Raw genomic sequence first — 22,975 nt, 5'->3', positions numbered from 1 at the left:
CCGAAACGGGACGGTACGCCCCTTAACCCTAAACGAGCAATTCGTGGGCCGGCCCGTGCCCCAGGAACTGGGACGGGCTGGCGCTGGCTCCATAGGCCCCGGCACAGAAGATGGCGACAAGATCGCCCACTTCGGCGTGCGGGAACATCGCCTTTTCGGCCAGCTTGTCCATCGGCGTGCAAAGGCAGCCGACAATGCTCGCCTCTTCCTCTGGCGGCGCATCGAAACGCGAGGCTATGGCAACCGGATAGTTCCGCCGCACCACGGTGCCGAAATTGCCCGATGCGGCCAGCTGGTGATGCAGGCCACCATCGGTAACGAGGAAGGTTTCGCCGTGGCTGACCTTGCGATCGACGATCTGCGTCAGGTAAACCCCTGCCTCGCCAACAAGATAGCGCCCAAGCTCGATGTTGAAGCGCGTCTCGGCAAGGATGGGCGGCAGCGCGGCAAAGCGCGCCTTGAGCGCAGCACCGACTTTCTCGATATCGAGCGGCTCGTCGCCGGGGAAATAGGGAATGCCGAAACCGCCGCCCAGGTTGCAGTGGACCAGCGGCGCACCGATTTCGCCGGCAAGCCGTGCGGCAAGGTCCAGCGTCTGCGATTGCGTTTCGATCAGGGCATCGGCGCTCAACGCCTGGCTGCCGGCAAAGATGTGCAGGCCGTGCCACTCCCCGCCCGACCGGATGATGTGACGGGCAAGCGCGGGGACACGCTCGGCATCGACGCCGAAAGGCTTTGCGCCGCCGCCCATCTTCATACCCGATCCCTTGAGATCGAAATCGGGATTCACGCGAATGGCAAGGCGCGCAGTGCGTCCCTCTCGCGCCGCAATTTCCAGCGCGCGCTCCGCCTCGCCTTCGGATTCGACGTTCAGCGTGACGCCATGGTGGATCGCCTTGGCCAGTTCGTCATTGCGCTTGCCCGGCCCCGCAAAACTGACGAGTTGGGGGGAGATGCCAGCCTTGAAAACCATCGCCAGCTCACCGGCAGAGGCAATGTCGAACCCGTCGACAAGATGAGACATTGCTTCAAGAACCGGGCCAAATGGATTTGCTTTTACAGCAAAATGAATTCCCAAATCTTCCGGCATGGCAGTGCGAAGCCGGGCCATTCGTTCAGCCAGCATGCGGCGCGAATAGACGAACAGGGGCGTGCCGCCGGCGCGTCGTACAAGATCGCTGGCCAGGTGGCCGTCGATCGCCAGTTCGCCATCGATCGAGGTGAAACCGGCGGGGATCGGACCAAGCGGCTTCATGCCGCCACCGCCTGCGCGAGTTCCATTGCGAGGCCGCTGCGATCGATCTTGCCATTGGGCGAAATCGGCATGGCATCACGCCAGTGGATGACTTGCGGCTGCATGAAATTGGGGAGCACTTGCATAAGTTTGCGCGGCAACTCTTCTTTAAAACCTGAAACACCGGGGGCCGGCCGGACAATCAGATGGATCGCCTGCCCAAGCCGCTCGTCCTTGACGCCAAGCGCCACGGCTTCGGCCACCAGTCCGGTGGCCACGGCAGCCTCTTCGATTTCCTGCGGGCTGATGCGGTTGCCCGCACACTTGATCATCGCATCGCGCCTGCCAACGAAATAGAGAAGACCATCGGAATCGCGCCGAACCCGGTCCCCCGACCAGACCGCCACACCGCCATAGCGCGAGGCGGCAGGGGCCGGCTTGTAGCGTTCCGCCGTGCGTTCGGGATCCTGCCAATAGCCCTGGGCAACCAGTGGCCCGCAATGGACGAGTTCGCCTTCCTCCCCATCGGCAGCTACTTGCCCGTTATCGGCAATCACCAGGATTTCGGCATGCGGGATGGCCTTGCCCATCGATGTCGGATGGCTGTCGATCAGCGCCGGGTCAAGGAAAGTGGAGCGAAACGCCTCGGTAAGTCCGTACATGGCAAACAGCCGGGCCTGGGGGAAAAGCGCGCGCAGTCGCCGGACCATATCCTCTGTCAGCGCGCCGCCGGAATTGGTCAGTCGCCGCAGTTTCGCGGCCGTTTCCTTCGGCCATTCCAGTTCTGCCAGTTGCACCCAGAGCGGCGGCACCGCGGCGAGCGTGGTCACACCATGGCGGTCAATGGTCTTGATGACATCGCGCGGCGTCAGGTAATCGAGCGGCACGACCGAGCCGCCGGCATACCAGGTCGAAAGCAGCTGATTCTGGCCGTAATCGAACGATAGCGGCAGTACCGCCAGCGTCACATCGTCGCTCGCAAGGCCAAGATAGCCGGCGACGCTTTCCGCCCCCAGCCACATGTTGGCATGGCTGAGCATGACGCCCTTGGGCCGCCCGGTCGAACCGGACGTATATAGGATGGCCGCCAGCTCGTCCGGATCGGCAGTCGAAGCGCCGAGGGCAGAGCCGAGTGCTGCGGCTTCTGCGAGCGCCTCTCCTTCGCCCGCCGGCGCAGCCTGGGCAAGATCGGCAGGCTCAAGCGTCTGGAGCCGGGCAGGTGAGCCAATCAGCAGGCGGGCGCCGCTATCCGCGAGGATATGCGCCACTTGCGCCCGCTTCAGGAGCGGATTGATCGGCACGTGGACCAGCCCTGCCCGCGCCGCCGCCAAGGGCATCAGGCAGGTCAGCTCGCCCTTGGCCGCCCAGCTTGCCACCCGCGCGCCCTTTTCCGGGATGCGGCTTTGCAGCCAGCCCGCGAGCAAAGAGATACGCGATCTTAAGTCCTTGAAGCTAAGTGTCTCGCCACGGAGCACCAAGGCGGGTGCCTCGTCGCTGCCCCGCAGCGCGAGATGGTCAAGAGGCCGGATCGCAGTTTCGGAAGTGGCGGTCACGGAAATTTCAGGCTCCAGGGGAACGACAGGCGTGATCGTGGTTACCTATCACGATGATCTTAACGAAGTGCAAGGCGATCCCGCGCTTGCCGCGCTGCTTGGTGAAAGCAGCGCGGCTGCGCCGTTCGATCGGCTGGCCTGGTGGCGCAACCTGGTCGAGACGTGCAACATGTTCCCCCTGATCGCGGTTGCCCGCGACGGAAACCACCGTGCCGTCATGGCGCTGCTGCGTCACGGCCGGTCGATCAGCCCCTTGGCCAACTGGTATTCGTTCCGCGTTCGTCCAGTGTTCAGTTCGGGCGCGAATAACGCCGTGTTACTTACTGAAATGGCAGCCGACCTTGCAGGGCAGGCTCCGCATATCGAGCTTGCGCCCTTGCCTGACGAGAATGGCGAAGCATCCCTGCTTGAGGCCTGTTTTCGAAAGGCCGGCTGGACGGTTTTCCGCGAACAGTGTGACGTCAATCACGTGCTCCATCTCAAGGGGCGCAGTTATGCGGACTATCTTGCCGGCCGCCCCGGCCCATTGCGCACGACGCTCAAGCGCAAGGCGGGCAAGGTTTCGGTGGAACTGTTCGATCATTTCGATGCCGATGCCTGGACGGCATACGAGGCAGTCTACGCGCAAAGCTGGAAGCCGTCCGAGGGCTCACCCGCCTTCCTGCGCCGCTTTGCCGAGGAAGAAGGCGCGGCAGGCCGCCTCCGCATGGCCCTTGCCCGCCACGAAGGCGCGCCGGTTGCCGCCCAGTTCTGGACTGTCGAGGGCGGAACCGCCTTCATTCACAAGCTGGCGCATACCGAAGCTTCGAAACCGCTTTCCCCCGGAACGACGCTGAGCGCCGCACTTTTCGAGCGGGTGATCGACCGTGACGGTGTCCAACTGGTCGACTTCGGCACCGGCAACGATGGCTACAAGCGCGACTGGATGGAAGAAGTGCGCCCCCGCTTCCGCCTGCGGATGTTTCGCGCGAAATATCCCGGCAATTGGCCGGCAATCGCAAAACTGGTGCTCCGCCGCCTTGCTCCGGGGGCAAAGCATGGCTAGAGGCGCCGCCACAGCTACGCTGCTCGTCAGAAACGGGGACGACATGAGCAATTCGACCGATCGTGAACTGCGCCAGATCCTGGCAGACGTTCTTGGCCTGAAGGCAGAGCACGTAGCCGCTTTCGATGCCGAAACCGGCCTGTTCGGCCACCTGCCCGAACTCGATTCCATGTCGGTGGCGGGCCTGCTTACCGAGATGGAAGACCGGCTCGGCTTCATCATCGACGATGACGAGATCGACGGCGAACTGCTTGAAACCTATGGCTCGCTCCTCGCATTTGCCGAGGCGAAGCTTCGGGTTGCCTGAAGCCGCGATGATCGCTGACTGGCCCTGCCCCGCGGTGGGCGAAGGCGAAGTCTGTGAATATGCCCTGTCCTTCGATCAGGGCCGCCCCCATCGCCTGCTGATCGTGCCCCCGCTGTTCGACGAGGCGAACCGGCTGCGCCGCCTGCTGGCCGAGACCATGCGGCGGCTCGACGGCGCAGGCATCGACAGCTTCCTGCCCGACCTGCCCGGCTGCAATGAGAGCACGCAACCCCTTCCCGCCCAGGATCTTGCGGCATGGAGCCGAGCGATGATAGCCGCGGCGCGCCATTTCCGCGCCTCGCACGTCCTTGCGGTGCGCGGCGGAGCGCTTGTTGCCCCGCAATCCCTGCCCGGCTGGCGTTATGCCCCGGTAAATGGCGCAACGATCCTTCGGCAGATGCTGCGCATGCGCATCCTTGCCTTGCGCGAGGCGGGGCGCGAGGAAACACAGGCGGGCCTTATCGAACGTGGCATAGCCCAAGGGCTTGAGCTTGCCGGTTATGCGTTGTCCGCCGGGATGATCGCCCAGCTGCAATCCGCCACCCCGCCCGATGAAACCGCGCAATCGATCATCGGGCAGGACATGATGGGCGGCCCTGCCCTGTGGCTGCGCGCCGAACCGGATGAAGACCCGGCCCAGGCCGATGCTCTTGCCGTGGTGATCGCCGTGGGGATCAAGGCATGACGCGGCGGCACCTGCAATTCGAATGCGAAGGCGCCGCACTGGTCGGCACGCTTGACGAGGCAGCGGCCGAAACCGCCCTGCTGATGGTCACCGGCGGTAACGAGCTTCGCGCCGGGGCATGGAACGGACAGGCCCTGATGGCGGCACGCATTGCTGCTGCAGGCTTTCCCGTGTTCCGCTTCGACCGACGCGGAGTTGGGGACAGCGAGGGGGCAAACGCGGGGTTCCGAGGATCGGCCAACGATATTGCCGCCGCCATCGCCGCGCTGAAGGCCGAAGCTCCGCAGGTCCGCCGGGTCATCGGCTTCGGCAATTGCGACGGGGCGAGCGGCCTTATGCTTTCAGGTGGCGCAGGCTTCGACGGGCTGGTGCTTTCCAATCCCTGGACCATCGAGCCGGAGGCCGAAGGCGAGGAACCTGCACCGCCGCCTCCGGCGGCCGTGCGCGCGCACTATGCCCAGCGGCTCAAGGACCCGCGCGCCATCCTGCGCCTGTTCAAGGGCGGAGTGGCTTTCGGCAAGCTTTTTGCCTCGCTCCGCGATGCCCTGCGGCCTGCTCCGCCTCCCGGAACGCTGGCCCAGGAGCTTGCGGCAGGCTTGCAGCGTTTCAAGGGGCCGGTCACCATCCTTCTCGCCGAGCGGGACCGTACGGCGCAGGCTTTCGAGGCCGGCTGGGACCGGAACGATGCGCGCCTGCGCCGCTGCGCCGGCGGCACGCACAGCTATGTCGAATCGCAGGACTGGCTGGCAGCGCGCCTGCTGGAAGCCCTGCGCGCCTGATCAGGCCTTCGCGGCGAATTCGCGCTCGGCAACGAAGCGTTCGGCATCCAGCGCGGCCATGCAGCCGGTGCCCGCAGCGGTCACGGCCTGGCGATAGGTGTGGTCCATGACGTCGCCGCAGGCAAAGACACCGGGAATCGCCGTCTTGGGCGTGCCCGGCTGGACGAGGATGTAGCCGCTGGAATCGAGCTCCAGCTTGCCCTTGAACAATTCGGTCGCCGGGGCATGGCCGATGGCGACGAAGGCACCGTCTGCCGGGATCACCGAGACTTCACCGGTAACCGTATCGACCACCTCGACCCCGCTGAGACCGCCGTTCTCTGCCCCGCCGACAAAGCGCTTCACCGCCTTGTTCCAGGCCACCGATACCTTTTCGTTGGCGAAGAGGCGGTCTTGCAGGATCTTTTCCGCGCGGAACGAATCGCGGCGGTGGATCACGGTCACGTCCGGTGAATGGTTGGTCAGGTACAGCGCTTCCTCGACCGCGGTATTGCCGCCACCGATGACCACCACCTTCTTGCCACGGTAGAAGAACCCGTCACAGGTGGCGCAGGCCGAAACGCCCTTGCCGCCGAGTTCCTGTTCACCCTCGACGCCCAGCCACTTTGCCTGAGCGCCCGTGGCGATGACCAGCGTTTCGCCTTCGTAGATGTCGCCGCTGTCACCCGTGGCGCGGAAAGGAGGGCCGGAAAGATCGATATCGACGATGGTATCCCACATCATCCGCGTGCCAACGTGTTCCGCCTGGGCCTGCATTTCCTGCATCAGCCAGGGCCCCTGGATAACATCGCGGAAGCCCGGGTAATTTTCCACATCTGTCGTGATGGTCAGCTGCCCGCCCGGCTGAAGACCCTGCACAACGATCGGCTGGAGCCCTGCGCGCGCGCCGTAAATCGCGGCGGAAAGGCCGGCAGGACCGGATCCGATGATCAGCATGCGGGTGGTGTGGGTGGCCATGCGGCGATTCCTCCAGAAAGCTTGCGGCGGCGGGATAGGCGGCACGCGCCGCAAATGCGAGTCCCGCCCGGCCAAATCCACACAGGCGATTGACGAGGGGCGCCCGGGGGCTCCACTCTCGGGCGATGAACATCACCGGCCCGATCTCGAACAGCTTCATGTCGCAACGCCTGCGGCTGCATTATGTCGACTGGGGCAACCCGGACGCGCCGCCGCTGATCCTGCAGCACGGCGGGCGCGATCATTGCCGTTCGTGGGACTGGGTGGCGGCGGAACTGGCCAGGGACTGGCACGTGATCGCCGCAGACCTTCGCGGCCATGGCGACAGCGCATGGTCACCCGACGGCGACTATTCCTCGCACGCTTTCATTTATGATTTCGCGCAGTTCGTCCACACCTTGGGTCACGAGGAAGTGACGATCATCGGCCATTCGCTGGGCGGCAACATCGTTACCCGATTTACCGGGCTCTACCCCGAAAAGGTCCGCAAGCTGGTGAACATCGAAGGTCTGGGCCCGGCTCCGCACCTCATAGCCGAGCGCGATGCGCGCGACATGGGCGACCGCCTGCGGGAATGGATCGCCAACAAGCGCGCGGCCTCTGCGCGCAGGCCCAAACGCTACCCGACGATCGAGGCGGCCTATGCCCGGATGAAGGAGGAGAATACCTTCCTGACCGACGAGCAGGCCCGGCATCTGACCATCCATGGCGCCAGCCGGAACGAGGATGGCACCTGGAGCTGGAAGTTCGACAATTACCTGAATGTCTGGCCGCCCTTCGAAGTCCCCCAGGCGGAGATCGAAAAGCAATGGGCTGCGATCACCTGTCCGGTGCTGCTGCTATACGGGGCGGATTCCTGGGCTTCCAACCCCGAACGCGATGGCCGCGCCGCCCAATTCCGCGATGCTCGCGTCATCGAATACGAAAAGGCCGGTCACTGGTTGCATCATGACCAGCTTGACCGCTTCCTGGCGGACGTGAAGGCCTTCCTCGCCTAGACTTCGTCAACCAGGGCGGCGCGCAGCCTTTCGCGCAGGGCATCGTCAATTCCCAGCACTTCCGCCTGGTATGCGTCGATCGATCCATGCTTTTCTCGCACTGCCGAAAAGGCGGTTTCAAGGTATTCCGGCTCAACGCTCATCAGCACGCGCAGGGCCTCGGGATCGATATCGCCGATGATCGTGCGGATCGACCGCTGTCCGGCTTCTATCCGATCGAGCGCGTTTCCGGCGCTGTTGGTGAGCAGGTAATCCTCGAAGATGTCGTCACGATGCACGCCCAGCGCGTGGTGCACCATCGCCACGGCAAAGCCCGTGCGATCCTTGCCGGCCATGCAGTTCACCAGGCTGGCTCCATCGCCCCGGGCAAGCTGTTCGGCCATGTTGCGCACCATGGAAACGAGAATCGGGCGGAAGGCGATGCCTTCATAGGAGCGGCGCATGCTCGCCCGGGTCGATTCCGCATCGCGCCGGGCAGAGGAGACGTGCGGCGCCTGGTTTGCCGAGCCATCAGGGATCGTATGGACGATGGCGGCGAAAGGCTCGGGCCGGCGGCAGGGGTGGCTTGCACGTTCACGGTCGCTGCGCAGGTCGAAAACGTGAGCGAGGCGAAGGCCGGCGATTGCGGCAATATCCTCGTCGCTCGCCTCGTAATGCTGGCCCGAACGCCAGAGCAGGCCGCGCTTCACCCTGCCCCCGCCACTGGTTGCATAGCCGCCGTAGTCGCGGAAATTGTGGACACCCTGCAACGGCAGGACCCGTTCCTTATGCATGCTTCTTACCCTCTTGCTGATAATAGCATTGCTTAGTATCGGCACCCGGTCAACGAGGCCTTTGCGCCTCTGCCGGAGAGTACCGTGAGCGATAGCGAAACCGCACCCGAACCCGAACTGCCCCGCTCGCGCCTGCGCCGGCCGCTCATGCTGGGCGGACTGGCGATCGCAGCCCTGATCGGCCTGTGGTTCTATCTTTCCGGCGGCCGCTATGTCGAAACGGACAATGCCCAGTTGCAGGCCGGCAAGGTGATGATCGCCGCCAATGTCAGCGGCAAGGTGATCTCGGTGGAGGTCAGGGAAAACCAGTTCGTCAAGGCGGGCGATATCCTGTTCCGCATCGACCCGGCAGATTTCGAGGCCGGCGTTGCCTCGGCCGAGGCGCAGCTGGCCGGAGCCATTGCCGATGCCGGGGCAACCCAGGCCGATTACCAGCAGGCCATGTCCGAGGTCAGCCGCCTGCAGGCGCAGCTCAGCTTTGCCCGCTCGGAAGCGGCGCGCCAGCAGTCGCTCAACAAGGAAGGCATCTCGTCGCAGGCGCAGGTCGATCAGGCGATGCTTGCCGTTCGCACCGCAACTGACGGGATTGCCGCCGCGCGCGCCCATGCCGCCAGCATTGCGGCAAAGCTCCCTGCCGGTGCGCCTGCCGCCCAGCCTGCCGCCCGCCGTGCCGCGGCCAGCCTCCAGACTGCGCGAATTGCCTTGGGCAACACGGTTGTCCGCGCGCCGCAGGACGGGGTGGTCACCAAGGTGAACCAGCTGCAGGTTGGCTCTTACGTTTCGTCCGGAAAGCCGCTCTTCGTGCTGACCGGCACGCGCTATTGGGTTGAGGCGAACTTCAAGGAAAACCAGCTTCGTTACATGCGGCTTGGCCAGCCGGTGAAGGTGAAGATCGATGCCTTCCCCGATGTCGAGCTGACGGGCAAGGTCACCAGCTTCAGCCCCGGCACGGGTAGCAGTTTCTCCGTGCTGCCGGCAGAGAATGCCACGGGCAACTGGGTGAAGGTTACGCAGCGCCTGCCGGTCGAGGTTTCGATCGACAAGCTGCCGCAGGACCTGCCGCTTCACGCCGGTCTCAGCGTCGAAGTGACTGTCGACACCGGCCACCAGCGCCGGCTGTTCGGCAAGGACACCCCCCCGAATGCCCCGCTTGCCGCCAAGGGTGGCCGCTGATCATGGCCAAGGCGCGGTTCCTGTTCACCCTGCTGCCGTTGGTGGCACTCGCCGGCTGCAAGGCGGCCGGACCGGATTTCGCCCGCCCGCAGACCCCGTCGGGCAATTATTCGGGCAAGCAGCAGAGCGGCGATGCGCCGGTTGCCGTGCCCGGACAGGGTCCGCAGCAGCGGTGGTGGCAGGCCTTCGGCTCCAGCGAACTCGATGCGCTGGTGGAAAAGGCGCTGGCGGGCAACCAGAGCCTTGAGGCGAGCCGCGAAACGCTCAACCGCAGCCGTGAATATGTGAAGGCTGCGATGGGGCGCAGCCTGCCGCAGGTCGATGCCCATGCCCAGGTCAACCACCAGCAGATAAACCTTTCCTCGTTCGGTCTGGGCGGCGCGGGATTCGGCAATCCGGAATTCACGCTCTATTCGCTCGGCGGCGGCGTCAGCTATGACCTCGACCTGTTCGGCGGCCAGAAGCGCGCCACGGAACGTGCCGTGGCCGATGCGGAAACCCAGCTGCGCGAAACCGAAGCGGCGCACCTGACGATCGCCGGACGGGTCGTGCTGCAAGTGCTGACCATCGCCGCGCTCAACGATCGCATCGCCACCCAGCAGGCGCTGGTAGAGGAAGACCGGCGCAACGTGCGGCTGACCGAGGCCAAGCGCCGCGGCGGCGAAGGCACCATGGTGGAAGTGCTCAGCGCGCAGGGCGAACTTGCCGCCGACCAGAGCGCCCTGCCCCAGCTCGAACAGCAACGCGCAGAAGCGCGCAACCTGCTTGCCGCGCTGCTGGGCATCGCCCCCTCTGACCTTGGCGCGACCGATTTCACGCTCGCCAGCCTGCACCTGCCGAAAGAGGTGCCGGTAACGCTGGCTTCAGAGCTGGTGCACAAGCGACCCGATATCCTTGCCAGCGAAGCGCGGCTTCATTCCGCGGTTGCGGGAATCGGCGTGGCCACGGCAAGGCTCTACCCGAATGTCACGCTGGGTGCCTCGTTCCTGCAATCGACCACCAGGCCGGAGGACATTTTCAATACGTCCAATACCGGCTTCAGCATGCTCGGCGGGCTCACCGCGCCGATCTTCCACGGCGGCACCCTGAAAGCCGAAAAGCGCGCGGCAGAGGCCGAGGCACGGGCAGCAGCAGCGCGCTATCGCCAGACCGTCCTGGAAGCCTTTGCGCAAACGTCGGACCTGCTTGCGGCCCTGGCGAACGATACCCGCACGGTTTCGCTGCGCGGCGAGTCGCTCGACATTGCCGAGCGTTCGCTCCACCTGTCGCGGCGCAGCTTCCAGGTTGGCAATTCCGGCGTGCTGCAAGTGCTGGATGCCAGCCGCGCAGCCCAGCAGGCACGGCTGGCCATGCTCGATGCCCGCTCGCGCCAGTTCCTCAACGTGGCGAGGCTTTACCTTGCGACCGCAGGCGGCTGGACGGAGCCGGAAAAGCCGGCCCCGTAAGCAGCGCGGGGATCAGATCCCCATGCAGAGGTACTTGATTTCCATGAAGTCATCGAGGCCATGGCGCGATCCTTCGCGACCAAGGCCCGACATCTTGACGCCGCCGAACGGCGCCACTTCGGTGGAGATCAGGCCGGTGTTGATGCCGACAATGCCCGATTCCAGGGCTTCCGCCACGCGCCACACCCGGCCGAGGTCGCGGGCATAGAAATAGGCGGCAAGGCCGAATTCGGTGTCATTCGCCAGGGCAATGGCTTCCGCCTCGTCCTTGAAGCGGATCACCCCGGCCAGCGGACCGAAGGTTTCTTCGCGCGCCAGCTTCATGTCGGCCTTTACATCGGCGACCACGGTCGGCTCAAAGAAGGAACCACCGCGGGCGTGGCGCTTGCCGCCGGTCAGCAGCTTGGCTCCGCCGGCGAGCGCATCTTCGAGGTGTTCCTCAACCTTTTCGACCGCAGCCATGTCGATCAGCGGGCCGACGACGACGCCTTCATCCATGCCATAGCCGATCGGCATGGACCCGGCGCGCGCCGCCAGCTTGGTGACGAATTCGTCATAGACCGCGTCCTGCACATAGAAGCGGTTGGTGCAGACGCAGGTCTGGCCGCAGTTGCGGAACTTTGAGATGATGGCGCCTTCGACCGCTGCATCGACGTCGGCATCGTCGAACACGATGAACGGCGCGTTGCCGCCCAGTTCCATCGACAGCTTCTTCATCGTGTCCGCGCTCTGGCGCATCAGCTCGATGCCGATTTCGGTCGAGCCGGTGAAAGTGATCTTGCGGACCTTGGGGTTTCGGGTGAGTTCGCCGCCGATTGCGCGGGCAGATCCGGTGACGACGTTGAACACGCCAGCCGGAATCCCGGCCTCTTCCGCCAGCACGGCAAGAGCCAGCGCCGAATAAGGCGTTGCCGAAGCAGGCTTGAGCACCATGGTGCAGCCTGCTGCCAGCGCCGGACCAAGCTTGCGGCCGATCATGGCAGAGGGGAAGTTCCACGGCGTGATCGCGCCGACAACGCCGATGCCCTGCTTCAGCGTCACAATGCGGCGATCTGCCGCATGGCTGGGCACGACTTCGCCATAGGCGCGCTTGCCCTCTTCGGCGAACCATTCGATGAAGCTGGCCGAATAGGCGATTTCGCCCTTGGCCTCGCTGAACGGCTTGCCCTGCTCGCGGCTCAGCAGTTCGCCCAGTGCATCCTGGTTGGCAATCATCAGGTCAAAGAAGCGGCGCATGATCTTTGCGCGTTCACCCGCCGTCTTGGCCCGCCATGCCGGAAGCGCGGCCTCTGCCGCTTCGATCGCCCGTTCTGTTTCCGCCTGGCCCATGTTGGGAACGGTGCCGAGCTTTTCGCCGCTGCCGGGATCGGTGACATCAACCGTGCCGCCGCTGTCGGCATCGATCCACTGGCCGTCGATGTAGCACTGCTGGCGAAGAAAATTGCGATAGCTCATCTGGTCCTCGTTTCCGGTCAGCGACCAAGGTCGGTGACGCATTCGGTCGTCATGAAATAGCGGGTCCGGGGGCGGTCGAAGAGGTTGAGTTCATCCTCGAACACGTCGGCGGGCAGCTTGCCCTTGCTGACCATCCAGATCAGCCCCTCGGCCGCCTTGGGATCGTCGTACCACAGTTCGGTGATCACATCGAACTCGGGTTCGTGGATCTCCTTGGTATCGAGATGCGGCATCGGATCGAGATAGCGGCGCGCGTAATGGCACATCCCCGGCTGGCTGTACTTGCCGGCAACCTTGGTATGCACGTTCTCGTAATAGTCGCGGAATTCCTCGACCGACATGCCCGGGCGGCGTTTCAGCCCGATGATGATCTTGGTGATTTCGCCAGCCATCGCGCGCCTCCCCTCAGTCCTGCTCGACCCATTTGGTGGTCGTGGCGCGGGGGCTGAGATACTTCGTGTTGGTCCAGCCGCCATCGACCACGATCGACTGGCCGTTGATCATCAGGCTGCCATCCGAACAGAGGAAGGCGATGACGCTGGCGATGTCTTCGGGATTGGCAAGGCGCGGATAGGGCGTGGTTTCCACGTTGGCGCGCTTGAATACCTCGTCCTCGAACCGGTGGGCGACCATGTCGGTCATGGTCACGCCGGGAGCGACGCAGTTGGAGCGGATGCCGCGCGGCCCGTATTCGCAGGCCATATGCTCGGTCAGCGACTTGAGACCGCCCTTGGCCGCCGAATAGGCCCCGCCCCGGCGCCCGCCGATGTGCGCGAAGGTGGAAGTGACGTTCACAATCGAAGCGCCCTCGCCCATGTGCGGCAGGGCTTCGCGGATCAGGCGGAACGGCGCGCGCAGCATGATGTCCATCATGGCATCATAATCGGCGTCCGTGGCTTCGTGCACCGGCTTGGGGCTGCCCACGCCGGCGTTGTTGACGAGGTAGTCGATCCGGCCGAAACGTTCGAGCGCAAGGCCGACCATGCGGGCCGGCGCATCATCCGCCGTGACATCGCACGAGAGCGTCGCGACCATTGCGGGGTTGCCGATCGCCGCCTCGAGATTGGCGAGCTTGCCGGTGTCGCGGCCCACGCCGACAACCGCCGTCCCGGCAGCCGCCAGCATCTTCGCGGTTTCGAGCCCGATGCCGCTGCCCGCGCCGGTAATGATCGCAACTTTCACAGCCTGTCCTTTCACGCCTGCAATTTCGTGCAGCGATAGCCGCCACCCCGGCCCGCGTCGAGAACGCCAGTGCGGTATTACCGCCAGGCTCGGCCCTGCGCTTGGCCTTGCCGGTCCGGCTGGCTAGATAATGCCCCCATGACTGACAAGAGCGCACTCGCGGGCATCCGCGTTATCGACATGTCCCGCGTCTTTGCCGCGCCGGTGGGCGCGCAGATCCTGGGCGACCTGGGGGCAGACGTAATCAAGATCGAGCGTCCCGGCGTGGGTGACGATGGCCGCGGCTACGGCCTCGCCTTCCTCAAGGGCAAGGATGGAACAGAGCCCCGCCAGTCGAGCTTCTTCACCGTTTCCAACCGCAACAAGCGTTCCATCACGCTCAACCACTCCAAGCCGGAAGGCCAGGAAATCCTGCGCGAACTGGTCAAGACGGCGGATGTGCTGATCGAAAATTACAAGGTCGGCGATCTCAAGCGTTTCGGCCTGGACTACGAAAGCCTGAAGGCAATCAATCCCCGGCTCATCTACTGCTCGGTCACCGGCTATGGCCAGACCGGGCCGATGGCCGCCAAACCCGGCTATGATGGCCTGTTCCAGGCGACCGGCGGCATGATGGCGGTAACGGGCATTCCTGCCGGGCAGCCGGGTGCAGGCCCGCTCAAGGCGGGGCCGAGCCTGGTCGATTTCGTGACCGGCCATAACACCGCCATCGCCATTCTGGGCGCGCTGATGCGTCGCACTGTTACCGGTGAAGGCCAGTATATCGACATTGCCCTGCTCGACACGTCGGTCGCCATGGTCAGCCACATCATGCAGGATTACCTGCTGAGCGGCGAGGCACCGCCGCGGCTGGGCAATGGCGGCAACGGTGGCGGTCCGGCCGACCTGATCCATGGCAGTGACGGCATCGTCTACCTGACTGCGGGCACCGACGAGCATTATCGCCGCCTCACCGTGCTGATGGAGCAGCCCGAGCTGTTCACCGACGAGCGGTTCGACAGCAATTTCAAGCGCGGCAAGACCAACCGGGCCGAGCTGATCGACATCATCAACCAGTGGAGCCGCCAGTTCACGGTGGCCCAGATTCTCGACATGCTCGACAGTCAGGGCATCCCGGCAGCAAAGTACAACGAGCTGCCCGAGGTCTGGGAGGACGAACAGGTGCAGCACCGCGGCCTGCGCGCCCGCACCCCGCACCCGCATGCCGCGGACGGCTATGTCGACCTGATCCAGAGCCCCTTCGCCAACATGTCGGACAGCCCGGCGACGATCCGCCGCGCGCCGCCGCTTATCGGCGAGCATACCGCAGAAATCCTGCAGGAAATCGGATTCGGCGAGCGTATCGAAGAACTGAAATCCGCCGGCGCAATCTGACGGCTTAGCCGAGCGCCTGCCGGCTCGCCTGCGCCAGCGGGTGATCGGCAGGTTCTCCGGCAAAACCGCGCGGCAGCAGGACGCCAACCGAGCGGCGGAAGTCATAGCCGGAGAGCGGAATCGCCCGCACGCCGGGCCGCGCCAGCGATTCCGGCGCGGTCGTCACGCCCATGCCCATCCGCACCATTTCCATGCAGCGGTCGTCATTGGCCGATCGCAGGAAGAACGGCGGGCGCACCCCGCGGCGCGTGAACCAGCGGCTCGTGTCGCCAAGGATCTCGCAGGAACGGCGCGCGATCATGGTTTCGCCGGCGACATCGGCCGCAGTGAGCAATTCCGCCCCGGCCAGCGCGTGACCTTCATGCAGCATCAGCACATAGCCTTCGTCAAACAGTTCCAGAGCAGGCCGTTCACGGTCCTCGGTCCGCAGCAGCGTGACCACGGCATCGACCTGCCCTTCCGACAGGCGCTTGCGCAAATCGGCATCGGTGCCTTCGACGAGGACCAGCGCCCTTTCGCCCGACCAGGCCGCGGCAATGCGGGCGATCAGATCGGTCGCCAGCGAGGCAAGCACCCCCACCCGCATCGGCGGCGCAACCGGCGCCGAGGCTGAAAGGCTGGCCTCTGCCTGGCGGAACTCGCGTTCGATCGCGCGGGCGTGCGCGAGCAGCCTGTTGCCCGCGTCGGTTAGCCGGATGCGCCGCCGTTCGCGCACGAACAGGCGCGCGCCGGCCAGTCGCTCAAGCTCGGCAATACCGGCGGAGAGGCTGGGCTGCGCCACCCCCACCCGTTCGGCCGCACGGGTAAAATTGCCGGTATCGACCACGGCAAGGAACTGGCGAAGGTGGGTGCGCTTTATCATAGATTTTTTCTATCGCATTTCCTTCGATCAATCAATTTTGCCAGCGAGACTGCTGATGCTACTCTGGAACGGAGAGGAGTTGCCCATGCGCGCCACCCCGCATTTCGACTTCGCCCTTGGCGAAAGCGCCGACATGATCCGCGAGGCTTGCGGCCGCTTTGCCGACGAGCAGATCGCCCCGCTTGCAGCCGAAATCGACGCCAACGACCGCTTCCCGCGCGAACTGTGGGAACCGATGGGCGCGCTTGGTCTGCATGGCATTACCGTGGAGGAGGAGCTTGGCGGCCTAGGCCTGGGCTATCTGGAGCACGTCATTGCGGTAGAAGAAGTCAGCCGCGCCTCGGCCTCGGTGGGCCTGTCCTATGGGGCGCATTCCAACCTTTGCGTCAACCAGATCCGCCGCTGGGGCAATCCGGAGCAAAGGGCGAAATACCTGCCCAAGCTGATTTCCGGCGAACACGTCGGCAGCCTGGCCATGTCGGAAGCGGGTGCCGGGTCTGACGTCGTCTCGATGAAGCTCAAGGCCGATGCGGTGGAAGGCGGTTTTCGCCTGAACGGCACGAAGTTCTGGATCACCAACGGAACCTATGCCGATACGCTGGTGGTCTATGCCAAGACCAGCCCCGAGGCGAAGTCTCGCGGGATCACGGCGTTCCTGATCGAAAAAGGCATGCCCGGCTTTTCCATCGGGCAGAAGATCGACAAGATGGGCATGCGCGGTTCACCCACGGCAGAGCTGGTCTTCGACGATTGCTTCGTGCCGGAAGAGAACGTGCTTGGCCCGCTGAACGGCGGTGTCGGCGTGCTGATGAGCGGGCTGGTCTATGAACGGGTCGTTCTAGCCGGCTTGCAGCTGGGCATCATGCAGGCCTGCCTCGATACGGTGATCCCCTTCGTGCGCGAGCGCAAGCAGTTCGGCCAGCCCATCGGCGCGTTCCAGCTGATGCAGGCAAAGGTCGCCGACATGTATGTGGCGCTGCAATCGGCGCGTGCCTATGTCTACGCCGTCGCCAAGGCTTGCGATGCCGGGCAGACGACGCGTTTCGATGCCGCCGGAGCGATCCTTCTGGCCAGCGAGTCCGCTTTCCGTGTTGCCGGAGAGGCGGTTCAGGCATTGGGCGGCGCAGGCTACACGAAAGACTGGCCGGTGGAGCGGTATCTGCGCGATGCCAAGCTGCTCGACATCGGCGCAGGCACTAACGAAATCCGGCGTATGCTGATTGGACGGGAATTGATCGGGGCATGAGCGCACCAGTACTGACTAGCAATATCGACCTCACTTCCGAACAGGCGCAGGCCCGCGCGGCGCACAATCGTGCGCTGGCGGCGGAACTGCGGGAAAAGGTCGCGAAGGCCGCCCTGGGCGGTGACGAACGCAGCCGCGACCGGCATGTCAGCCGCGGCAAGCTGCTTCCGCGCGATCGCGTGGAACGCCTGCTCGATCCGGGTTCGCCCTTCCTCGAGATCGGCCAGCTTGCGGCGAACGGCCTCTACAACGACGAGGTTCCCGCTGCCGGCATAATCACGGGCATCGGCCGCGTCTCCGGGCGTCAGTGCATGGTTTTCGCCAACGATGCGACGGTCAAGGGCGGCACCTACTTCCCGATGACGGTGAAGAAGCACATCCGCGCCCAGGAGATCGCCCAGGCCAATCGCCTGCCCTGCGTCTACCTGGTGGATAGCGGCGGCGCCAATCTGCCCAACCAGGCCGAAGTCTTCCCCGACCGAGATCACTTTGGCCGGTTCTTCTACAACCAGGCCCAGATGAGCGCGCAGGGCATCCCGCAGATCGCTTCGGTCATGGGGTCGTGCACGGCGGGCGGTGCCTACGTACCGGCGATGAGCGACGAGAGCGTGATCGTGCGCGAACAGGGCACGATCTTCCTTGCCGGACCGCCGCTGGTCCAGGCCGCCACGGGCGAAGTCATCTCTGCCGAAGACCTTGGGGGCGGCTACCTGCATAGCCACAAGTCGGGCGTGACGGACCATCTGGCCGAGAGCGACGAGCATGCCTTGACCATCGTTCGCGATATCGTTTCACACCTTGGCGGCGGCCACCGGCACAACCTGCCACTGAAGGAACCGCGCGCGCCGAAATATGCGGCGGAGGAACTTTATTCGATCATCCCCGAAGACGTGCGCGCACCGTACGACGTGAAGGAAGTGATCGCCCGCATTGTCGACGGCAGCGAGTTCCACGAATTCAAGGCCCTCTACGGCACCACGCTGGTCTGCGGTTTCGCCCATATCTGGGGCATGCCGGTGGCAATCCTGGCCAACAACGGCGTGCTGTTTTCCGAGTCGGCGCAGAAGGGCGCGCACTTCATCGAACTGGCCTGCCAGCGCGGCATTCCCCTGCTGTTCCTGCAGAACATTTCGGGCTTCATGGTCGGCGGCAAGTACGAAGCCGAAGGCATCGCCAAGCATGGCGCCAAGCTGGTGACGGCTGTCGCCACGGCCAACGTGCCCAAGCTGACCGTCCTGATCGGCGGCAGCTTCGGCGCGGGCAACTATGGCATGTGCGGCCGCGCCTATGATCCGCGCTTCCTCTTCACCTGGCCCAATTCGCGCATCTCGGTCATGGGCGGCGAACAGGCCGCCTCGGTGCTCGCCACCGTCCATCGCGATGCCGCCAAGTGGTCTCCCGAAGAGGCGGAAGCTTTCAAGGCACCCGTACGCCAGAAGTATGAGGACGAAGGCAATCCCTATTACGCCACGGCCCGCCTGTGGGACGATGGCGTGATCGATCCGGTCCAGACGCGCGACGTGCTGGGTCTGGCGCTGGCCGCCTGCCTTGAGGCCCCGATCCCCGAAAGGCCGCAGTTCGGCGTGTTCCGGATGTAATCGCGCGATGCACAGCGACATCAAACCCTCTGAAATCTGGCGCTATGAGGAAGCTGGCGGTGTGATCCACCACAGCTTCTTCTTCGATGCCGATGGGGACGATGAATCGCTGTACGCCGCCATTACCTGGCACCTCGCGCGGCTGATCGATCACGAATATGGCACCGGCTGGCTCGATTCCCGCAAGCTGCCGGCGCTTGAGCGCGAGGTCATCGACCGCCGGACCTTCCTGGGCGATTACTACGACATGGAGCGCGAGGCGCTGATCTGGCCGGGCACGGGACTGACCGAATCCGGCGAGATGGTGGCCGATCCGCTCTGGGATGCCACCGATCCGCTGAAGCTGAAGCATTACGAGCCGGACAGCGTCTGGAACGGGAATTATTCCTACGCCTTTGCCCACGCCATCCATCCCCTGCAGATGCCCAAGCTGGAGGTGCAGATCCTGTTCCGGCAGATCGTCGCCATGCTGCTGCCCTATAGCGGTGACGAGATCATCACGGACTGGAGCAGCAAGGCACTCGGCGGCGTGTGCGAACACTTCCTTGCCGGCCTGGAATACTGGGGCGTGTTCCTCTTCACCATCCATCACCCATCTACCCGGCGCCTGATCGTTATCAGCGCCTCGACAACGGACTGAACCGATGATTTCCTCTATTCTTATCGCCAACCGCGGCGAAATCGCCTGCCGCGTGATCCGCACCGCCCGGCGGCTCGGCATCCGCACCGTCGCCGTCTATTCCGATGCCGATGCCAATGCCCTGCACGTGCGCTCGGCAGACGAGGCCGTGCATATCGGCCCGGCTCCTGCGCGCGAGAGCTATCTGGTCGGCGAAAAGATCATTGCCGCGGCCAAGGCGACAGGGGCCGAGGCGATCCACCCCGGCTACGGCTTCCTGTCCGAGAATGCTGAGTTTGCGCAGGCCGTGATTGACGCCGGCCTCGTCTGGGTTGGGCCAAAGCCGCATTCCATCACCGCCATGGGCCTGAAGGATGCCGCCAAGAAGCTGATGCAGGAAGCCGGCGTGCCGACGACACCCGGCTACCTTGGCGACAACCAGGATCCGGCGCACCTGGCCGCAGAAGCAGCAAAGATCGGCTATCCCGTGCTGATCAAGGCGGTCGCCGGCGGTGGCGGCAAGGGCATGCGCCTTGTCGAACAGCCCGAAGACTTTGCCGACGCCCTCGCCTCGTGCCAGCGCGAGGCGGCTGCATCCTTCGGCAACGATGTCGTGCTGATCGAAAAGTACATCCTCTCGCCCCGCCACATCGAAGTGCAGGTATTCGGCGACAGCCACGGTAATGTCGTCCACCTGTTCGAGCGTGACTGCTCGCTCCAGCGCCGTCACCAGAAGGTGATCGAGGAGGCCCCCGCCCCCGGCATGGACGAGGCAACCCGCGAAGCCGTCTGCCAGGCCGCAGTTCGCGCCGCCAAGGCCGTGGACTATGAAGGTGCCGGTACCATCGAATTCATCGCCGACGGTTCAGGCAAGCTTTCCGCCGACAAGATCTGGTTCATGGAAATGAACACCCGCCTGCAGGTCGAACACCCGGTGACCGAGGAAATCACCGGGCAGGACCTGGTCGAATGGCAGATTCGCGTCGCATCGGGTGCACCGTTGCCGAAGAAGCAGGCGGAGCTTTCGATCAATGGCTGGGCCATGGAAGCCCGCCTCTATGCGGAAGACCCTGCCAAGGGCTTCCTGCCCTCGATCGGCACGCTCGAACTGTTCGAGCTTGGCGAGGTTGAAGGCGGCCGCATCGACACCGGCGTTTACGAAGGCGCCGCGGTCACGCCGTTCTATGACCCGATGATCGCCAAGCTGATCGCACGGGGCGAAACCCGCGACGAAGCGCGCGAGCGGCTGTCCGACATGCTGCATGACAGCGCCGTGTGGCCGGTGAAGACCAACGCCGCATTCCTGATCAACGCCCTGGCGCATCAGGACTTCGCGGCAGGCAAGGTCGATACCGGGCTGATCGGCCGTGATGGCGATGCCATGGCCGCCGATCCGGAACCTTCGGACGAAATGCTGCTGGATGCCGCCATGTCGCTCGTGCCCGCCACCCTCGCCCCCGGCCTGCGGCTCAATGCCGCGCCGCGCCGGGTCGCATCGTTCCTGCTGGATGGCGAGCCGGTCGATATCGAGATCGAGGGCGAAGGCAGCGGTACCGGCGAAACGTCCGTGCTGATCGCCGAAAACGGCAAGGTCTGGCAGCTCCAGCCCTGGCGCGTCGATGGCTCTGGCAATCACGGCGCGCATGATGGCGATATCGTCTCGCCCATGCCCGGCAAGATCATCGCCGTCGACGTGACCGAAGGCCAAAGCGTGACCAAGGGCCAGAAGCTGCTCACGCTCGAAGCCATGAAGATGGAACACACCCTGACCGCGCCGTTCGACGGTACCGTGGCCGAGCTGAAGGCCATTGCCGGGGCGCAGGTTCAGGTGGAAGCGCTGCTGGCGCGCATCGAAGCAGTAGAGGAATAAGACATGCCCGGACGCTATTTCGACGAATGGCAGGTCGGTGACCGGATCACCCACCAGCCCGGTCGTACCGTGACCGAAACCGACAACCTGATGTTCTCGGCCATGACGCACAACATGCAGCCGCTTCACCTTGATGCGGAATATGCCAAGGCCAGCGAATTCGGCCAGATACTGGTCAATTCGACCTTCACCTTCAGCCTCGCGGTCGGCCTGTCGATTGCCGACACGACCGTCGGCACTCTCGTCGCCAACCTCGGCTTCGACAAGGTGGTGACGCCGAAGCCGACTTTCATCGGCGATACGCTGACCTGCCACACCGAGGTGCTGGAAAAGCGCGAGAGCAAGTCGCGCCCCGGACAGGGCATCGTCGTGTTCAAGCACGAGCTGACCAACCAGCGCGGTGAAGTGGCGCTGTCGATGACGCGCACCGTCCTGCTCAAGCCCTCGCCCGCCGCCGGCTGATGCCCAGCCGCCGCGACCTGATCCGCATGACCGACGAGGAGGCGATCGCCTTCCTGCGATCAGAGTGCAAGGCGGTGCTGGGTACGATCGGCAAGGACGGCATGCCGCACATGGTCACGCTCTATTACGGCGTCGATCCGCAGGGGCGGATCGTCGTCACCTCCTTTGCAAAGGCGCAGAAGGTGGTGAACGTGGAGCGTGATCCGCGCGCAACGATCTCGGTCGAAAGTGGCGACACATATCACGAGATCAAGTCGGTCATGGCGCAGTGCTCGGCAGAGATCATCCGCGAATATGACGAAGTGCGCGAGGCGATGCAGTACATCCGCAGCGCCAATCCGCGCCCGCATACCGAAGAAGCGCAGGAACAGATCACCGCATCCTATACCAAGCGCGTCGTGATCCGCCTTACGCCGCAACGGCTGATAAGCTGGGATCACAGCAAGCTCGAAGGCAAATACTAGGCATAGAATTACATCGCGCCCGCGCGCGGATTTGCCTTTGCTTCACCTTTGGTCGTCACGCTATCCCGATCCGCAATCGCCTTTCGGGAGAGAACGATGAACCAGCCTACCGCCCTGCTCGATCCGGCGGAACGCTCCGCTCGCGGAGCTGCCCTGCATGAGGACGTGACCGGCAAGAAACCTGCCAGGGCCGCCACCCCTTATGAGGAAAGCTGGCGGGATTTCATCTTCGCCGAAGTGTGGAGCCGCCCGGGGCTTGATCGCCGCGCGCGTTACCTCATCGCCATTGCCGGGTCAGCCCTTTGCAGTGGCGCCGGAGAACACCTCTATGGCTATGTCCACGGCGCGCTGAAATCGGGAACGCTCTCCACGGCCGAACTGCGCGAGGCGGCGCTCCACGTTTCGGTCTATGGCGGCTGGTCCAAGGGCGGCGATATCGACGCTGCGGTGACCAAGGCGGTCAAGGCGCTCAAGATTGCCGAAGAGCCTTGCGCCCCCATCCGCGCCGAGCCCTGGGACCAGAAGGCCCGTGGCGACATCGGCGGCAGCGAGTTCATGAAGGTGATGACCTTCGCGGGCGGCGGCGGCGAGACGCCTTATCTCGAGGCGATCCGCAACTTCGTGTTCGGCGAGATGTGGAACCGCCGCGCGCTCGACGAACGCTCGCGCCGCTGGCTCACGCTGGTCGGCGTCTGTGAAAGCTGCGCGGAAGTGCCCATCAAGAGCCACGTCTATGCCGCCATGGCGAGCGGCAACTGCAAGCCGGCGGAAATGCAGGAATTCGTCCTGGCCTATGGCATCCACGCCGGCTGGCCGAAGGCCTCTGTCATCCAGAGCGCCGTTTTCGCCATGATCCGCAACTTCGAGGCCGGCCTCGGCTGGAACGGGTGAGAC

23 protein-coding genes are annotated in these 22,975 nt (G+C 64.5%); 15 read left to right on the top strand and 8 right to left on the bottom strand.

What is annotated here, in order from left to right:
* Positions 1-28 precede the first annotated feature (28 nt).
* Together C0V78_RS01830 and C0V78_RS01825 are read right to left on the bottom strand one after the other, a co-directional pair.
* Positions 29-1,255 carry a pyridoxal-dependent decarboxylase, exosortase A system-associated gene (locus tag C0V78_RS01830; protein WP_101796170.1) on the bottom strand — a complete coding sequence of 409 codons (1,227 nt, stop codon included), beginning with the start codon at positions 1,253-1,255 and terminating at the stop codon, positions 29-31.
* A complete protein-coding gene (locus C0V78_RS01825; protein WP_101796169.1) occupies positions 1,252-2,787 on the bottom strand; it encodes an acyl-CoA ligase (AMP-forming), exosortase A system-associated in 1,536 nt (511 codons plus the stop codon). The genes C0V78_RS01830 and C0V78_RS01825 overlap by 4 nt, the downstream gene beginning before the upstream one ends.
* Before the next feature lie 31 nt (positions 2,788-2,818).
* Between C0V78_RS01825 and C0V78_RS01820 the strand changes: the two genes are divergently transcribed.
* Genes C0V78_RS01820 through C0V78_RS01805 form a run of 4 tightly spaced genes read left to right on the top strand, consistent with a single transcriptional unit; the run spans position 2,819 to position 5,603 of the window.
* A complete protein-coding gene (locus tag C0V78_RS01820) occupies positions 2,819-3,832 on the top strand; it encodes a GNAT family N-acetyltransferase (RefSeq protein WP_101796168.1) in 1,014 nt (337 codons plus the stop codon).
* 43 nt (positions 3,833-3,875) lie between these two features.
* Positions 3,876-4,139, top strand: a complete 264-nt coding sequence (locus C0V78_RS01815) for an acyl carrier protein (RefSeq protein WP_101796167.1) — start codon at positions 3,876-3,878, stop codon at positions 4,137-4,139.
* Between the two features lie 7 nt (positions 4,140-4,146).
* Positions 4,147-4,824, top strand: coding sequence for a hypothetical protein (locus tag C0V78_RS01810; protein ID WP_101796166.1), 678 nt, complete (start codon positions 4,147-4,149; stop codon positions 4,822-4,824).
* On the top strand, positions 4,821-5,603 hold the full coding sequence (locus C0V78_RS01805) for a hydrolase 1, exosortase A system-associated (RefSeq protein ID WP_101796165.1): 783 nt from the start codon (positions 4,821-4,823) through the stop codon (positions 5,601-5,603). The genes C0V78_RS01810 and C0V78_RS01805 overlap by 4 nt, the downstream gene beginning before the upstream one ends.
* On the opposite strand, the gene trxB is transcribed toward C0V78_RS01805, so the two are convergent.
* Positions 5,604-6,560, bottom strand: coding sequence for a thioredoxin-disulfide reductase (gene trxB / locus C0V78_RS01800; protein ID WP_101796164.1), 957 nt, complete (start codon positions 6,558-6,560; stop codon positions 5,604-5,606).
* A gap of 125 nt (positions 6,561-6,685) precedes the next feature.
* On the opposite strand from trxB, the gene C0V78_RS01795 reads away from it, so the two are divergent.
* Positions 6,686-7,558 carry an alpha/beta fold hydrolase gene (locus tag C0V78_RS01795; RefSeq protein ID WP_101796163.1) on the top strand — a complete coding sequence of 291 codons (873 nt, stop codon included), beginning with the start codon at positions 6,686-6,688 and terminating at the stop codon, positions 7,556-7,558.
* Here C0V78_RS01795 and C0V78_RS01790 read toward each other — a convergent pair.
* Positions 7,555-8,331, bottom strand: coding sequence for a tyrosine-protein phosphatase (locus C0V78_RS01790; protein ID WP_101796162.1), 777 nt, complete (start codon positions 8,329-8,331; stop codon positions 7,555-7,557). The genes C0V78_RS01795 and C0V78_RS01790 overlap by 4 nt on opposite strands.
* 84 nt (positions 8,332-8,415) lie before the next feature.
* On the opposite strand from C0V78_RS01790, the gene C0V78_RS01785 reads away from it, so the two are divergent.
* Both C0V78_RS01785 and C0V78_RS01780 read left to right on the top strand, forming a co-directional pair.
* The gene (locus C0V78_RS01785; protein ID WP_254049781.1) at positions 8,416-9,504 is read left to right on the top strand and encodes an HlyD family secretion protein; all 1,089 of its coding nucleotides are present in this window, start codon (positions 8,416-8,418) and stop codon (positions 9,502-9,504) included.
* A gap of 2 nt (positions 9,505-9,506) precedes the next feature.
* Positions 9,507-10,949: an efflux transporter outer membrane subunit gene (locus C0V78_RS01780; protein WP_101796161.1), complete on the top strand. Its 1,443-nt coding sequence runs from the start codon at positions 9,507-9,509 to the stop codon at positions 10,947-10,949.
* 12 nt (positions 10,950-10,961) lie between these two features.
* Here C0V78_RS01780 and C0V78_RS01775 read toward each other — a convergent pair whose 3' ends face one another.
* Genes C0V78_RS01775 through C0V78_RS01765 form a run of 3 tightly spaced genes read right to left on the bottom strand, consistent with a single transcriptional unit; the run spans position 10,962 to position 13,586 of the window.
* Positions 10,962-12,404, bottom strand: a complete 1,443-nt coding sequence (locus C0V78_RS01775; protein WP_101796160.1) for an NAD-dependent succinate-semialdehyde dehydrogenase — start codon at positions 12,402-12,404, stop codon at positions 10,962-10,964.
* A gap of 17 nt (positions 12,405-12,421) precedes the next feature.
* Complete coding sequence (locus C0V78_RS01770) at positions 12,422-12,796, bottom strand: EthD domain-containing protein (protein WP_158241448.1); 375 nt, start codon at positions 12,794-12,796, stop codon at positions 12,422-12,424.
* A 13-nt stretch (positions 12,797-12,809) separates the two neighbouring features.
* Positions 12,810-13,586: an SDR family NAD(P)-dependent oxidoreductase gene (locus C0V78_RS01765; protein WP_101796158.1), complete on the bottom strand. Its 777-nt coding sequence runs from the start codon at positions 13,584-13,586 to the stop codon at positions 12,810-12,812.
* A gap of 138 nt (positions 13,587-13,724) precedes the next feature.
* On the opposite strand from C0V78_RS01765, the gene C0V78_RS01760 reads away from it, so the two are divergent.
* Positions 13,725-14,960: a CaiB/BaiF CoA-transferase family protein gene (locus tag C0V78_RS01760; protein ID WP_101796157.1), complete on the top strand. Its 1,236-nt coding sequence runs from the start codon at positions 13,725-13,727 to the stop codon at positions 14,958-14,960.
* Positions 14,961-14,964: 4 nt separating this feature from the next.
* Here C0V78_RS01760 and C0V78_RS01755 read toward each other — a convergent pair whose 3' ends face one another.
* Positions 14,965-15,822 (bottom strand): LysR family transcriptional regulator, encoded by an 858-nt coding sequence (locus C0V78_RS01755; protein WP_101796156.1) that lies wholly within the window; start codon positions 15,820-15,822, stop codon positions 14,965-14,967.
* Positions 15,823-15,907: 85 nt separating this feature from the next.
* On the opposite strand from C0V78_RS01755, the gene C0V78_RS01750 reads away from it, so the two are divergent.
* From C0V78_RS01750 to C0V78_RS01720, 7 genes are all read left to right on the top strand, one after another.
* Positions 15,908-17,068: an acyl-CoA dehydrogenase family protein gene (locus C0V78_RS01750; RefSeq protein ID WP_101796155.1), complete on the top strand. Its 1,161-nt coding sequence runs from the start codon at positions 15,908-15,910 to the stop codon at positions 17,066-17,068.
* Positions 17,065-18,666: a carboxyl transferase domain-containing protein gene (locus C0V78_RS01745; protein WP_101796154.1), complete on the top strand. Its 1,602-nt coding sequence runs from the start codon at positions 17,065-17,067 to the stop codon at positions 18,664-18,666. The genes C0V78_RS01750 and C0V78_RS01745 overlap by 4 nt, the downstream gene beginning before the upstream one ends.
* 7 nt (positions 18,667-18,673) lie before the next feature.
* Positions 18,674-19,306: a hypothetical protein gene (locus tag C0V78_RS01740; protein WP_101796153.1), complete on the top strand. Its 633-nt coding sequence runs from the start codon at positions 18,674-18,676 to the stop codon at positions 19,304-19,306.
* 4 nt (positions 19,307-19,310) lie between these two features.
* On the top strand, positions 19,311-21,155 hold the full coding sequence (locus C0V78_RS01735; protein ID WP_101796152.1) for an acetyl/propionyl/methylcrotonyl-CoA carboxylase subunit alpha: 1,845 nt from the start codon (positions 19,311-19,313) through the stop codon (positions 21,153-21,155).
* Positions 21,156-21,158: 3 nt separating this feature from the next.
* Complete coding sequence (locus tag C0V78_RS01730; protein ID WP_101796151.1) at positions 21,159-21,617, top strand: MaoC family dehydratase; 459 nt, start codon at positions 21,159-21,161, stop codon at positions 21,615-21,617.
* Positions 21,617-22,081, top strand: coding sequence for a pyridoxamine 5'-phosphate oxidase family protein (locus C0V78_RS01725; protein ID WP_101796150.1), 465 nt, complete (start codon positions 21,617-21,619; stop codon positions 22,079-22,081). Before C0V78_RS01730 ends, C0V78_RS01725 begins: the two co-directional genes overlap by 1 nt.
* 96 nt (positions 22,082-22,177) lie before the next feature.
* Positions 22,178-22,972 carry a carboxymuconolactone decarboxylase family protein gene (locus C0V78_RS01720; protein WP_101796149.1) on the top strand — a complete coding sequence of 265 codons (795 nt, stop codon included), beginning with the start codon at positions 22,178-22,180 and terminating at the stop codon, positions 22,970-22,972.
* Positions 22,973-22,975: the final 3 nt, after the last annotated feature.

This window comes from Novosphingobium sp. TH158, from assembly GCF_002855555.1.
Taxonomy (GTDB): Bacteria; Pseudomonadota; Alphaproteobacteria; order Sphingomonadales; family Sphingomonadaceae; genus Novosphingobium.
Note: the sequence above shows the minus strand (reverse complement) of the source record. Positions and strands in the feature narration are given on the sequence as shown.

Bases quoted from the DNA above. Each gene is read 5' to 3' on its own strand.
- C0V78_RS01830 (WP_101796170.1), bottom strand. From the start codon at position 1,255: ATGAAGCCGCTTGGTCCGATCCCCGCCGGTTTCACCTCGATCGATGGC.
- C0V78_RS01815 (WP_101796167.1), top strand. From the start codon at position 3,876: ATGAGCAATTCGACCGATCGTGAACTGCGCCAGATCCTGGCAGACGTT.
- C0V78_RS01810 (WP_101796166.1), top strand. From the start codon at position 4,147: ATGATCGCTGACTGGCCCTGCCCCGCGGTGGGCGAAGGCGAAGTCTGT.
- C0V78_RS01805 (WP_101796165.1), top strand. From the start codon at position 4,821: ATGACGCGGCGGCACCTGCAATTCGAATGCGAAGGCGCCGCACTGGTC.
- trxB (WP_101796164.1), bottom strand. From the start codon at position 6,560: ATGGCCACCCACACCACCCGCATGCTGATCATCGGATCCGGTCCTGCC.
- C0V78_RS01795 (WP_101796163.1), top strand. From the start codon at position 6,686: ATGAACATCACCGGCCCGATCTCGAACAGCTTCATGTCGCAACGCCTG.
- C0V78_RS01790 (WP_101796162.1), bottom strand. From the start codon at position 8,331: ATGCATAAGGAACGGGTCCTGCCGTTGCAGGGTGTCCACAATTTCCGC.
- C0V78_RS01780 (WP_101796161.1), top strand. From the start codon at position 9,507: ATGGCCAAGGCGCGGTTCCTGTTCACCCTGCTGCCGTTGGTGGCACTC.
- C0V78_RS01775 (WP_101796160.1), bottom strand. From the start codon at position 12,404: ATGAGCTATCGCAATTTTCTTCGCCAGCAGTGCTACATCGACGGCCAG.
- C0V78_RS01770 (WP_158241448.1), bottom strand. From the start codon at position 12,796: ATGGCTGGCGAAATCACCAAGATCATCATCGGGCTGAAACGCCGCCCG.
- C0V78_RS01760 (WP_101796157.1), top strand. From the start codon at position 13,725: ATGACTGACAAGAGCGCACTCGCGGGCATCCGCGTTATCGACATGTCC.
- C0V78_RS01755 (WP_101796156.1), bottom strand. From the start codon at position 15,822: ATGATAAAGCGCACCCACCTTCGCCAGTTCCTTGCCGTGGTCGATACC.
- C0V78_RS01750 (WP_101796155.1), top strand. From the start codon at position 15,908: ATGCGCGCCACCCCGCATTTCGACTTCGCCCTTGGCGAAAGCGCCGAC.
- C0V78_RS01745 (WP_101796154.1), top strand. From the start codon at position 17,065: ATGAGCGCACCAGTACTGACTAGCAATATCGACCTCACTTCCGAACAG.
- C0V78_RS01740 (WP_101796153.1), top strand. From the start codon at position 18,674: ATGCACAGCGACATCAAACCCTCTGAAATCTGGCGCTATGAGGAAGCT.
- C0V78_RS01735 (WP_101796152.1), top strand. From the start codon at position 19,311: ATGATTTCCTCTATTCTTATCGCCAACCGCGGCGAAATCGCCTGCCGC.
- C0V78_RS01730 (WP_101796151.1), top strand. From the start codon at position 21,159: ATGCCCGGACGCTATTTCGACGAATGGCAGGTCGGTGACCGGATCACC.
- C0V78_RS01725 (WP_101796150.1), top strand. From the start codon at position 21,617: ATGCCCAGCCGCCGCGACCTGATCCGCATGACCGACGAGGAGGCGATC.
- C0V78_RS01720 (WP_101796149.1), top strand. From the start codon at position 22,178: ATGAACCAGCCTACCGCCCTGCTCGATCCGGCGGAACGCTCCGCTCGC.